7 protein-coding genes are annotated in these 12,779 nt (G+C 54.5%); all 7 read left to right on the forward strand.

The window, feature by feature from the left end; translation table 11 throughout:
• Window positions 1-3: 3 nt before the first annotated feature.
• The 7 genes from CRO08_RS03630 (at window position 4) to CRO08_RS03660 (ending at window position 12,764) form a co-directional block, all read left to right on the forward strand.
• Window positions 4-2,697, forward strand: a complete 2,694-nt coding sequence (locus CRO08_RS03630) for a TIGR02171 family protein (RefSeq protein ID WP_097035088.1) — start codon at window positions 4-6, stop codon at window positions 2,695-2,697.
• An 83-nt stretch (window positions 2,698-2,780) separates the two neighbouring features.
• Window positions 2,781-3,575, forward strand: a complete 795-nt coding sequence (gene surE / locus CRO08_RS03635; protein WP_097035089.1) for a 5'/3'-nucleotidase SurE — start codon at window positions 2,781-2,783, stop codon at window positions 3,573-3,575.
• Window positions 3,576-3,593: 18 nt separating this feature from the next.
• Entirely contained in the window at window positions 3,594-6,275 is a 2,682-nt protein-coding gene (gene gyrA, locus CRO08_RS03640; RefSeq protein WP_097035090.1) for a DNA gyrase subunit A, read from the forward strand.
• Window positions 6,276-6,479: 204 nt separating this feature from the next.
• Complete coding sequence (locus CRO08_RS03645; protein WP_097035091.1) at window positions 6,480-8,366, forward strand: glycoside hydrolase family 11 protein; 1,887 nt, start codon at window positions 6,480-6,482, stop codon at window positions 8,364-8,366.
• Window positions 8,367-8,666: 300 nt separating this feature from the next.
• Window positions 8,667-10,283 carry a glycoside hydrolase family 11 protein gene (locus CRO08_RS03650; RefSeq protein ID WP_255252287.1) on the forward strand — a complete coding sequence of 539 codons (1,617 nt, stop codon included), beginning with the start codon at window positions 8,667-8,669 and terminating at the stop codon, window positions 10,281-10,283.
• A gap of 165 nt (window positions 10,284-10,448) precedes the next feature.
• On the forward strand, window positions 10,449-11,465 hold the full coding sequence (locus CRO08_RS03655) for a hypothetical protein (protein ID WP_097035093.1): 1,017 nt from the start codon (window positions 10,449-10,451) through the stop codon (window positions 11,463-11,465).
• 36 nt (window positions 11,466-11,501) lie between these two features.
• Window positions 11,502-12,764, forward strand: coding sequence for a CsgG/HfaB family protein (locus tag CRO08_RS03660; protein ID WP_097035094.1), 1,263 nt, complete (start codon window positions 11,502-11,504; stop codon window positions 12,762-12,764).
• Window positions 12,765-12,779: the final 15 nt, after the last annotated feature.

A 12,779-nucleotide genomic window follows, 5' to 3' on the forward strand; every position in this document is an offset into this window, starting at 1 on the left:
GCGATGAAAGGGGTGTTGGTTTTTCTGCTGTTTGCTGCGTTCGCGGTGCTTGGGGCGTGTTCGAATTCCGCAAGCGCTTCTGGTGAGCGGGAAGGGGGTGCCCGCAAGTCCCTGCTGGATTCGTTCGACCTTGCCAGCATGGTGCCGGTTTACGCTCTCGGTGAATCCGTTACCCTGGGGACGGACGACTCTAACGCTCTTGCGCATGCGCGGCCTGCGATGCAGGTGTCGTTTGATTACGATTACTTTATCGGTAAGCACGAGGTTACCTGCGCCGAAATGGGCAAGGACTGCGGAGACTCGCTCCCTGCGATAAACGTCACCTACTACGATGCCGTCCTGTATGCCAACCGCCGGAGTGTTGCCGAAGGGTTCGATACGGCCTATGTCTACACCGGGGCCATGTTCGATAACGAGGGCTCGTGTGTGAATCTGGAGGGGCTCGTGTTCCTGCCGGCGGTAAGCGCGTATCGCCTTCCCACGGAAGCGGAATGGGTGTATGCGGCAAGTGGGGGGTGGAAGCCCGATTCGGGCTGGAATGCGGACAATTCTGATTACCGTGCACATGAGGTCTGCAGCGCGTTTATCGATGGTAATGGGGTCTGTGACATGGCGGGCAACGTGATGGAATGGGTAAACGACTGGTATGTGCCGTTCCGTAAGGAACCGGTTGCGGATTATGTCGGCGGGATTGATGGTGGTGTGCTTGGCGAGCGTGTCGTGAAGGGCGGAAGCTACAGGAATTCTGCCGCATCGATGCATTTGTATTCCCGTGGCGACATCTACACGGTCACGTCTGTTTCGAAGGCGGAGTATGTGGGGTTTAGGCTAGCGTTTGGCCCGATAAGGAGTCCGATGTGGCTGAACAGGGATGGACAGCAGAAAAGCATCATCGTGTCGATTTTGGCAAATTCGATGGATATGCGTCATGAGTTGGGTACGAATAAAGTAAAAATCGCGTTCCGCGATGACGAAACGGGAAAACTCGCCTTCGTGGACTATTCGGGCGATAATCCGCGCGTGGTAGAAATTGACGATTCTATAGAAGTGTACCATCCGGATATATCGCCCGACGGGAACCGCGTTGCTTTCTGCACGGGGCTTGAAGGTGTATCGGGCAAGTCAAGCGTGTATGTACGAACGCTTGATTCTATAGGTTCGGGGCTCGTAAAGCTTGATGTGGAAAATGCGGCGATTCCCCGATGGCGCGTGCTTGAATCGGGCGATACGGTGGTTGTTTTCGTGACCGATGCAGGCAACAACAAGGATGAATCTGCGTTTAGGCAGGCGAGCACGTGGCAAGTTCGTTTTTCGGAAGGGAAGTTCGGTGAACCCGAGAAATTGTTCGATGGCGCGTACCACGGGGGTATAAGCCGGGATGGAAAACTTGCCGTGAGCGGAGCGAGACTCCTGCGCGCCCGCGTTTCTGGGCATGATACGCTCTGGTACAACGGCGAACAGGCGTGCAACGCAAGCCTTTCGCGCGATAAGTCGAAACGAACCCTCTTCCTGGATTTTGCGGGAACGACGGGCCGCAAGTTTGTAGGGGAAGACTACGCGACGCACGAGGTGATTCTTTTTGCCGATAGTACGGGAACGCTGGAACGTTTTACGAAGGCTCCTGCACCCTACACTTTTGACCATACAGAATGGATATACGGTGCAGATTCCCTTGTGGTGGCGACCCTGGTGGATGTCGATGGCGCGCATCGCAAGGTGGTTGCCTTGAACGCATTCACGGGCGATGTGCTCGAAATGTTGGGCGGCGAGGAACTCTGGCACCCCGCCGTATGGGTCAATGCGTATGATCGTGCGGTCGTCAATCCCGATTTGGATATCGATAGCGCGGGAGTTTATTTCACGCCGCAGATGGAATTCTACGGGCTGGAATTGCGCGTAAAGATGGAATATTTCTGGAAATCCCGCGATAGCGTTACGGCAGTGGTGCTCGGGTCCTCGAGGGCGATGTTCGGCGTGAACGCTTCTTACGTGCAGTCGGAAAAGCTCCTGAACATGGCGTACTCCTCGGGTGACATTTTCGGAATGGAATTCCTGACGGAGCATTACGTGTTCAGCCATTTGCCAAAGCTCCGGTTCCTGGTACTTGAATTCTCGCCAGATTTCATGTGGGTAACCGAGAATTCGTCGTGGAACTCGATTTACGAGAATTCCCCGGGGCTCAGGTACGACGAATCTCACGGTTTCTGGGTGGATTCGCTCCCGAAGGGCTTTGAAACGCTTGTTGAAAAATCGTATAAGGCGAGGCCCGGCCAGATGCTGCCCTACAGTTTCGATGAATTCCTGTTGCCCTCGGGTGGCTGGGGTGAACCTTCGGTATCGAACGATTCTACACTGTTCCGCCTGGATTTGCCCGCTGTCGTAAACAACATGGCTACGCTCGAAAAACTGGTAGGGGAGGCTCGTGCCCGTGGTATAGAAGTCGTGCTGCTCGTGACACCGCAAAATCCGCGTTATGCGAAAACGGGCGCGTACGGTGTTTATGGGGTGCGCCGCTCGGTAGCGCAGGAACTTCTGGAGCGCGCGAAGGCGCTGGACGTGCTGTTCTTGGATGAAAACAAGATGGGTAATCACGACTACAAATCGAGCATGGCGTTCAATACCGACCATCTCGGTCGTGAGGGCGCAAAGCAGCTTTCGGAACGCCTGGATTCGCTGTTCCGAGCTACCCGAAAATAGCCTGGAAAATAGCCCCGAAAATGGGTCTTGAAAATCTGTTTTTTTCCTTAAAATTTTGGGGATTTTTCTATATTTCGGGCTGTATGCAAAGCCCTCGAAAACCGCGTATCCTCATCACGAACGACGATGGGGTGAATAGCGCGAATATGCACGCTTTGGCGCGTGCTCTTGCTCCCTGTGGGGAGGTTTTCGTGTTTGCCCCGCAAACGGAACAGAGCGGCGTTTCTCACGCATTTACGTTGCGTCGCCCGCTCTGTATCGGGGAATGTCATTCTGCGGGCGATTATAGGGTGTTTTCGGTCGACGGGACCCCTGCCGATTGCGTGAAGTTTGCCCTCGGGCACTATGCCGCTTTTGGCCTGGAACAAACCGAGGGGGCCGGTCCGGGTAAGTTCGACGTGTGCTTCTCGGGCGTAAACATCGGCGAGAATTCGGGCGTGTCCGCGCTTTATTCGGGCACGGTCGCCGGAGCGCGCGAGGCTGCCCTCTGGAGTGTTCCGGGAATAGCCCTCTCGCTGCATGGCGGCGATGCGCTTTTGCAGGAATCGATTGATTTTGCCGTGCGGGTCGTGCGCGAGGGAATGTTCAGGAATATCCCCGCGGGCGTGTTCTGGAACGTGAACTTCCCGAAGGCGCATGTTGACGGATTCAAGGGCGTTAGGCCTGCATGTATGGCGTGCGGCATGTTTACGGACCACTACACGAACGAAGGCCGCCTGTGGCAGCTCGATGGCGAAAAACTCTGGGACAGGCAACCCGACTATACGGACGATTACCTGCTCCACAAGGGCTACGCGACGGTTACGCCGCACCGCATCGACCAGACCGACGAAGAAAGTTTGAAAAAGATAAACGAGATGTTGGCCGGAAACGGCTAATCACCAAGAGGATAACGAATGTCAGAAGAATTGGTACCAGGAACGCAGTTCAAGAGCCTTATCGAAAAGGACATGCAGGATTGCTATCTCCGCTACTCCATGAGCGTCATTGTGGCGCGTGCGCTCCCGGACGCACGAGACGGCTTCAAGCCGGTGCACCGTCGCGTGATGTTCAGTATGCACAAGCTGGGCGTGGTGCCCAACAAGCCGACGGTGAAGAGCGCGCGTATCGTGGGCGACGTGATTGGTAAGTACCACCCGCATGGCGACTCCGCTGTTTACGAGACTCTCGTCCGCATGGCGCAGGATTTCTCGCTGCGTTACCCGCTGGTGTTCGGTCAGGGTAACTTCGGTAACATCGACGGCGACGGTGCCGCCGCAATGCGTTACACCGAAGCGAAGATGAACAACATGGGCGCCCTGATGCTCGAAGACCTCGAGAAGGACACCGTGGACATGGGCCCGAACTTCGACGAGACTCTCGACGAACCGCTGGTGCTCCCGTCCGTGCTCCCGAACATGCTCGTGAACGGTACTACGGGTATCGCCGTGGGTATGGCTACCTCGATGGCTCCGCACAACCTGCGCGAAATCGCGAACGCTATCCACGCGGTGGCAGAAAACCCGGAAATTACGGGCGAAGAACTCTTGCAGTACGTTTCCGGTCCGGACTTCCCGACGGGTGCAATCATTTGCGGGCGTGCAGGTATCCGCGATGCCTACCTCACGGGTCACGGCCGCGTGCGTGTGCGCGCCCGCACCGACATCGAGATTGATTCGAAGGGCAAACCGCGCATCATCGTGACGGAAATCCCGTACATGGTGAACAAGTCCGAACTCTGCAAAAAAATTGCGGACCTTGTTCGCGAAAAGCGCGTGGACGGCATCACCGATATCCGCGACGAATCTGCGAAGGATGTTCGCATCGTGATTGAACTCAGGCGCGATGCGGTGGGCGAGGTTGTCCTCAACAACCTGTTCAAGTACACGCAGTTGCAGACCACCTTCAGCATCTACAACCTGGCCCTCGTGAATAACTTGCCTAAGTTGTTGACCCTCAAGGACTTGGTTCAGATTTACATTGACCACCGTATGGACGTGGTGACTCGCGCTACGCAGTTCGACCTGAAGAAGGCGAAGGCCCGCCTGCACATTATCGAAGGCCTGCGCATTGCGACCCAGAACATCGACGAGGTCGTGCAGATTATCAAGTCGAGCAAGACGACCGAAATCGCGAAGCAGAACTTGCAGGAACGCTTCAGTCTCGACGAAATCCAGTCTCAGGCGATTGTCGACATGCGACTTGCCCAGTTGACGGGCCTCAACCTCGAAAAACTGGAAGCGGAATACAACGAGCTCATCGCGACGGTTGCCGACCTCGAAGATATCCTCGCCAAGCGCGAACGCCGCATTGCGATTATCCTCAAGCGCCTTGACGAAGTAGTGGACAAGTTCGGTGACGAACGCCGCACCACCATCGGCGAATCCGTCGACGACAGCGACTACGAAGACCTGATTGCCGAAGAGGAACAGGTAATTACCTTGAGCAAGGAAGGCTACATCAAGCGCCTCCCGATTGACACCTTCAAGACCCAGAGCCGTGGCGGCAAGGGCATTATCGGTGCCGGCCTCAAGGAAGAAGACGACGTGGACCAGATCTTTACGGCAAGCACGCACAGTTACCTGCTCGTGTTTACCAACAAGGGCCGTGCCTACTGGACGAAGGTCTACCGCCTGCCCGAAGGCACGCGTAACGGCAAGGGCCGCCCGATTGTGAACTTCGTGGGCCTCACCGAAGGCGAAAAGGTTCAGGCGATTGTGCCCGTGCGCAAGTTCGGCGGGTTCTTCTGCCTCGTGTTTGCGACCAAGAAGGGTATCATCAACAAGATGGACCTTACGCTGTTCAGCCGCCCGCGCAAGGCCGGCGTGAACGCCATTACCCTCGACGAGGGTGACGAACTCGTGAAGGTGCAGCTCGTGGGCATGAGCGAAGAGGAATACAAGGCCTCGCTCAGTGCGGGCGACGATCAGGCCACTGAGCTTGCCGAAGGGCCTGAGACAGAGGTTCCTGAAGCGGATGATGCCGACGATCTCGAAGGCCGCCCGATTCCGAAGGACCTGCTGATGCTTGCGACCCGCAACGGCCAGGCTGTCACGTTCCCGATTACGTGCTTCCGCCCGATGGGCCGAGGCACTCACGGTGTTCGCGGTATCAAGCTTGCCGAAGGCGACGAGGTGATTTCGCTCCTGTGGCTCAAGGAAGGCAACAAGGTGCTTACCATTACCGAAAAGGGCTACGGCAAGCGCAGTGAACCGGGCACCTACCGCGTTACCAAGCGCGGAAGCAAGGGCGTGAAGAACCTCAACGTTACCGACAAGATTGGCCCGGCCGTATTCGTGGATAGCGTTGCCGACGATTACGACCTGATTATCACGAGTAAGGAAGGCCAGGTTATCCGCATCAAGGCCGATTCCATCCGCCTTACGGGCCGCAATGCCCAGGGCGTGAAGGCGATTAGCCTGCGTGACGGCGACATGGTGCAAGACGCCACCGCGCTCCCGAGCGTGGAAGACATCGAGCAGGATAGCGCCGAGGCGAAGGAAACCTTCGACCAAGTGCAGGGCGTGGAAGTCGATGACGATTCCGTCGAGAAGGTCGACCCCGCCGATGCCGCTCCGGAAGCTCCCGCCGAAGAATAGCTCCGGCAATACATATAACATATATTAACAAAGGCGCCTCCGGGCGCCTTTTGTCGTGAAATAAGTTTACAAAAACTGGCGGAATTTTGACAAATTCGGCGTTGAAATTTACAACAACGCTTTGTATATCTTGTGTAAAAGAAAAGAACGTTTTCAATATAAATTACAGATAAGGGATCGCATCGATTCTTTATAGGAGTAATCATGAAGAAATGTTCTTTGGCCGGTATCGGCCTTGCCATGACGCTGGGGTTAGCGGTATCGGCTTTCGCTGCTGATGCCTGCAACGACAACATGGGTCATACAGGAAACGGCTCACAAGTGAGCGGCAACAGGGTGGGGTCTATCAATGGGACCCCTTGGGGCTACGAACAGTGGTATCAGGGTGGCAACGCCTCGATGACCTACTACAGCAATGGTACGTTCAAGGCCAACTGGAGTGGTTCTAGCGACTACCTGACTCGCGTGGGCTACCAGTACAACGGCAACGGCATCAGCCACAAAACAAAGAACTTTGCAGTCGATTACAAGTACACCAAGACAGGTAACGCCCAGTACGGTTACATCGGCGTTTACGGCTGGACCAAGAACCCGGAAACGGAATACTACATCGTGGACGACTGGTTCAGTAAGCCGAGCGAACAGTATGTGGGTGAAAAGTTCGGCGAAATCACGGTGGATGGCGCCAAGTACTCCATCCACGCGTTCCTCCGCCAGCAGGAACCCTCCAAGTCGGGCACTTCTACGTTTGTGCAGTTCTTCAGCATTCGCGAGACTCCGCGTCAGTGTGGCCATATCGACATTTCTGCCCACTTCAAGAAGTGGGATGAACTCTTCACCGGCCAGCAGAAGCAACTCCGCGGTTCGAAGGGCGGTGGATCTGCTTCGCTCAAGTTCGGTAACGTGACCGAAGTGATGCTCATGACCGAAGCGGGTGGCAATGCTACGGGTTCCGTGGACTACACTTACTTCAATATGGTCGACAATGCCACGTCGTCGCCGACTTCTAGCGGTTCTGCGCCGAAGTCCAGCTCATCTGTGGCAAAGTCTAGCTCTTCTAAGGGTGGAACTGCAGTTTCGGGCACCATCGACGCCTGCAAGGACGCTATGGGCCATGAAGGCCAGAGCAAGACGGACAATGGCCGCAATAACTCAAGCTCTACGGGCAATATCGGCTCCACCGGTTACCATTACGAAATCTGGTACCAGGGTGGCAACAACTCCATGACCTACTACGACAACGGAACCTACACCGCCAAATGGAGCGGCACAAACGATTTCCTTGCCCGCGTAGGCTTCAAGTACAACGAGGACAAGACTTACGATCAGGTTGGCCCCATCGATGCTTACTACAAGTGGAGCCACCAGGGCAGCGCAGGCGGTTACAACTACATCGGTATCTACGGCTGGACAGTTGACCCGCTCGTAGAATACTACATCGTGGACGACTGGTTCAACAAGCCGGGCGCAAACCTCCTCGGCCAGAGAAAGGGTGAATTCACGGTTGACGGCGATACCTACGAAATTTACCAGAATACCCGCTACAACGCCCCCTCTATCAAGGGCGACCAGACCTTCCCGCAGTACTTCAGCGTGCGTAAGAGTGCCCGTCAGTGTGGCCATATCGACATCACGGCTCACTTCAAGAAGTGGGAATCCCTCGGCATGAAGATGGGCAAGATGTACGAAGCCAAGGTACTCGTAGAAGCGGGTGGTGGAACGGGTTCGTTCGACGTGACCTACTTCAAGATGACCGACGCCAAGCATCCGCTCCCGCAGCCGGAACCGGAATCTAGCTCCAACGTGGCCAAGTCCAGCTCCAGCGGCAGTGTTAAATCCAGCTCTAGCCGTGGCGGGTGGAACTGGGGCCGCAGCAGTAGCGCTACGGATGCTCTCCCGTTCATGACCCAGGCTCTCGCGACTATGGATGGCCAGTTCATGGTGTTCGACATGCAGGGCCGCTCTCTTGGCGCAATCGATGTGCCGGCCGGTTCTACGGTTGCATCTGCCATCAAGGCGAAGTTCAAGAATACGGGCATCTACCTCGTGAAGCAGGGCAAGACATTCCTCCGCGTGAAGGTGACTCCGTAAAAATCGCTTAATCTTCAGATACTCCTGAACGAAATTCCCTGCGAAAGTGGGGAATTTTCGCTAAAAACGGCAATTTTTTGCTCGTTGCGCGTTGTTTTTTGCAACAACGCCTTTTTATTGATTGTATTCCAGTTTGGGGTGTACAGATATATCTTTAGGGTAGAAACCTAAACATTCAGGAGTTAGAAAATGAATAGGAGCTTTAATAAAATTATCAAGATGGGGATTGCCATAGCCGCAATTTCGTCATCCATTTCCTGGGGACAGACCGTTACCTGCTCTGGTGGTACATCCCAGAAAATGGGTACCGCTGGTGGCTATGATTACGAACTCTGGAGCCAGAATGGTGCCGGTACCGCAACTATGAAGCTTAACGTAAGCGAGGAAAATGGTGGTGCTTTCGAAGTTGAATGGCAGGGTACTATCAACATGTTGGCCCGTACCGGAAAGCGTTGGGGGTCTAACTCCAATGTTACCGTACAGAATGTGGGTAATATTACCTCCGAATTTGATGTGGAATGGAGCTCCTCCGACAACGTGAAGTATGTCAGTGTCTATGGCTGGGGCTATTACGACCAGGCTGACATTCCCAGTGGTTTTAGCAATGAAATTGAATACTACATTGTCCAGGATCGCGGAAGCTACAATCCTACCTCAGGCGGTAAAAAGTTTGGTTCTGCAGTTATCGATGGTATTAGCTACGATTTCTATACTACCGACCGTGTTCAGCAACCTTCTCTTTCGGGTACCAGCACCTTTAAGCAGTATTGGTCCATCCCGTCGAATACGAGCCAGCATCGCACCAAGGGTACCATTTCTATTTCCAAGCACTTCAAAGCATGGGCTGATGCGGGTATGAAGATGGGTAGACTGTATGAAGTTGCTTCCATGAAAATTGAATCCTACACCGGAAATACGGGCACTGCAAAAGGTTATGCTAAAGTTAAGAAGAACCTGCTGAAAATCGGTGGCAGTGCCGATGAACTTGCCCTCAATGTAACTGCATCTCCGGCCGCTGCAGGTACTGTGACAAAGAGCCCCAGCGCTAACTATTATGCTCCGAAAACAGCTGTTCAGCTCACCGCCAAAGCCAACGATGGCTGGAAGTTTGTGGGTTGGGAAGGTGATGCTACCGGCTCTACCGAAACCATTTCTGTAACCATGGACAAGGAAAAGTCTGTGGTCGCCAAGTTTGAATTGGTCGGCGAAACCACAGTGAACCTTCTTAAGGATGGTGATTTCCCGAGCAGCAGCGTGATTTCTACAAACCAAGATGCATCCTGGTTCTTGGGTCAGGGTACAAACTGGGGTAACTCTGCTGCAAAGACTTCTGTTTCTGGTGGCACGGCTACGGTTGACGTTACCACTATTGGTACAGAAAGTTACCAGCCGCAGCTTGTTCAGTACAATCTGGCTCTTGATAAGGGCATGAAGTACAAGTTGTCCTTTAAGGCTAGCGCTGATGTAGATCGCAAGATTGAAGTTAATTTCCAACAATCCGTAGACCCCTGGGGTGCATACGCCACTAAGGAATTTGACATCACCACTACGGAACAGGAATACACATTTATCTTTGCTATGGAAGAAGATTCTGATGATGCCGCTCAGTTTGCCATCAATTTGGGACAAGCTACAGGTACAGTCAAGATTAGTGACGTCAAACTGGTCTTCACCAATGCTGAACCGGGTTCCGAAGGTGGTGATCCTGGTACGACCGCGATTGCCCAGACCGTCCGCATGAACGACGTTGCCCGTACCGTGCAGGTGTTCGACATGCAGGGCAAGTCCCTCGGCAAGGTGGAAATCTCCGCTGGCACGAGCGTTAACGAGGCTATCGCCGCCAAGTTCCAGAAGTCCGGCATCTACATGGTGAAGGATATCCAGGGCTTCAAGAAGGTGCGCGTCATTAACCGCTAATAGGTGTCATAAAGACAATCTTTTATCCCCGCCTGTGGCGGGGATATATTTTTTTAGCACCGTAAGGTGCCCACGAAGACACTTGTGTCGCATTTCCCTATTGACTTGCCCCCCTCTAAAAGTTAAATTAAGTCGAGTAGAATTCTTTTATTGCGAGGTTTATCTGTGAAAAAGATATCCGTTTTTGCCCTGGCGTTTTTCGCCATTTTTGCTTTGGCTTCCTTCGGGTTTGCCTACGACCTGACCGGTAATGGTTACGGTGCCGTACAGAAGGCCCGCCCCTCCATCGCCTTCGTGCTCACCACGTGGGAAAAGAAGGGCGCTGAAGTCACCACCGAACTGACTCATTCCGAAAGCGAGGAAACCGTTTCGGAAAGTTCTGCCGAAGATGAATCGGGTAAGTCCACCAAGGCTCGTGCGAAGACGGTTGCAGTAACGACCGAGGCGACCTACAGCGAGGATATCTGGACAAAGATTCCCGACGCCCAGATTGTCGACAAGTTCCAGCAGCAGTTCGTGAAGCAGCAGTTCAACGTGAAGTCTTCCGACATGGCACGCAATATTGCCCTGGCCCCCTCGCTCGCAAAGACCGGCGTTAACCCTTCTGACCGTGCCGCCGTCAAGAAGTATGCCGAGAAGGAAGGCGTGAACTTCGTTGCCCGCGGTGAAGTCGCGGTGACTAGCTACACGAAGGTGAAGGGCAACAAGATTAAGGCTTCGCTCCAGATTGGGGTCGAGGTGATTGACGTGAATTCGGGCGAGGTGATTGCCGCGTTCTCGAACGGCGTGCACACTGTCGCTACCAGCAAGGAAGTCGCCCGCAATGGCGGCATTAACAAGGCTGCCGTCATTGCTGCCCGCACGCTTTCGGAACAGGTGATGGAAGCTTGGATCAATGCGGCCGACAACGGCTCGCAGTTTGTGGTGGAACTCCGCAAGATGAAGTCCGCCCGCAGCCAGAAGATTCCGTTCGAGAAGGCGCTCAAGGGCGTCGTTACTATAAATTCGCAGACCCAGCCCGCAAAGGATGTGGTGACCTACTCCGTGACGTTCAAGGGGTCTAAGGGCGATCTCGGCACGGCGATTCTCGAGGCGATTGGCGACAAGCCCGGCTTCGACGAGAAGTCCTTCGACGGTCCGCATGATATCGACGGTAAGGTCGTTTTTGAATTCTTGAAGTAGGCGAGCGAGCCTGACTTGCAAAGGAGTTTTTGAATAATGAAGAAGATTTGGCTTTCCGCAATCGCTTCCGCTGCATTTGTATTTATGTCGTGCGCCTCTTCTGGCCCGCACGTGGATGCCTTTAACCGCGCGCAGAAGGCGTACAATGACGGCAAGGACGACAAGGCTATTGCCGAGGCTCTCGAGGCCCTGAAAATCAAGCCCGACTACAAGCCCGCCATCGAGTTTTTGAACAAGACGTTCGACGACGTGATTGCCGCAAAGAACGATACGATTGCGATGTTCAAGAAGCGCGACGACCCGAACCCCAAGCGCTGGGACAAGATCGTGTTTATGGAAGAGCAGAAGGCCGATTACGCGAAGCAGCTGAAGCTTATTGCCCGCCGTAACGACAAGATTAAACTGAGCGTGGAAGTTGACCCCGAAGATATCAAGGTCGCGCGCGACAGTGCTGCCGCATCGCACTATGCCGCAGGTCTCGAAAAGATGAACGGGCGAGGCAAGGCTGCCCAACAGGCTGCAGCGGTCCATTTCCGCAAGGCGTTCACCTACCATGCTGACTACGAAGATTCCAAGCAACTCTATGCGGACTGCAAGAAGCGCGGTACGGTGCGCGTGGCGGTTGACCCGTTCAACAACGACTACAGTGGCCGCATGGATGCCGCCCTGATTGCCGAACTCCAGAAGAACAAGGAAGCCTCCGAATTCCTGCAGTTCCTAACGCGCGCCGACCTGGACCGCATTCTCGAGGAGCAGACGCTTGCATCTTCGGGCGATTTCAAGGAAGGCGAGGGCGATGAGATGATGGGCAATCTCCGTACTGCGGAATTCCTCATCGCTGGTTCCATCGAGAAGCACGTGTGTTCCGACGACGAAAGTGCGGTGGAACGCGACCGCGAAGAGAAGGAAAATGCCGCCCGAGTGAAGGTCGGCAGCCACCAGCAGTGCGATATTCTCAAGAACGGCAAGCGCCGTTGTTACGACGTGAATGACTATGCCAACGTGTATGCCACAATCATTACCGACTCGCTCACGAAGAAGGCCTCGACCTCTGGCTTTATCCAGATTCTCGACTTCAAGACGGGCGAAGTCAAGAAGAAAACCGATGTGCGCGTAGGCGTGATGTCGTCGGGTATAGTGGCGGGCTGTTCCGGCGACCCGCGTGCGTACAAGCCCATCTGCAAGCACACCGAAATCACGCTCCGTTCCTGCAGCGAGATGAACGACCAGATGACGGTCGATTTTGCGCGCAAGGCCGTGGCAGAGATAACTAAAGTTACCAAGGAACTGACCAAGTAGTGCGGTTCGGGGTAG

This window comes from Fibrobacter sp. UWT3 (assembly GCF_900230125.1).
Lineage (GTDB): Bacteria > Fibrobacterota > Fibrobacteria > Fibrobacterales > Fibrobacteraceae > Fibrobacter.

Excerpts from the sequence above, each read along its gene's own strand:
- CRO08_RS03630 (WP_097035088.1), top strand. The coding sequence starts at position 4 with ATGAAAGGGGTGTTGGTTTTTCTGCTGTTTGCTGCGTTCGCGGTGCTT.
- surE (WP_097035089.1), top strand. The coding sequence starts at position 2,781 with ATGCAAAGCCCTCGAAAACCGCGTATCCTCATCACGAACGACGATGGG.
- gyrA (WP_097035090.1), top strand. The coding sequence starts at position 3,594 with ATGTCAGAAGAATTGGTACCAGGAACGCAGTTCAAGAGCCTTATCGAA.
- CRO08_RS03645 (WP_097035091.1), top strand. The coding sequence starts at position 6,480 with ATGAAGAAATGTTCTTTGGCCGGTATCGGCCTTGCCATGACGCTGGGG.
- CRO08_RS03650 (WP_255252287.1), top strand. The coding sequence starts at position 8,667 with ATGGGTACCGCTGGTGGCTATGATTACGAACTCTGGAGCCAGAATGGT.
- CRO08_RS03660 (WP_097035094.1), top strand. The coding sequence starts at position 11,502 with ATGAAGAAGATTTGGCTTTCCGCAATCGCTTCCGCTGCATTTGTATTT.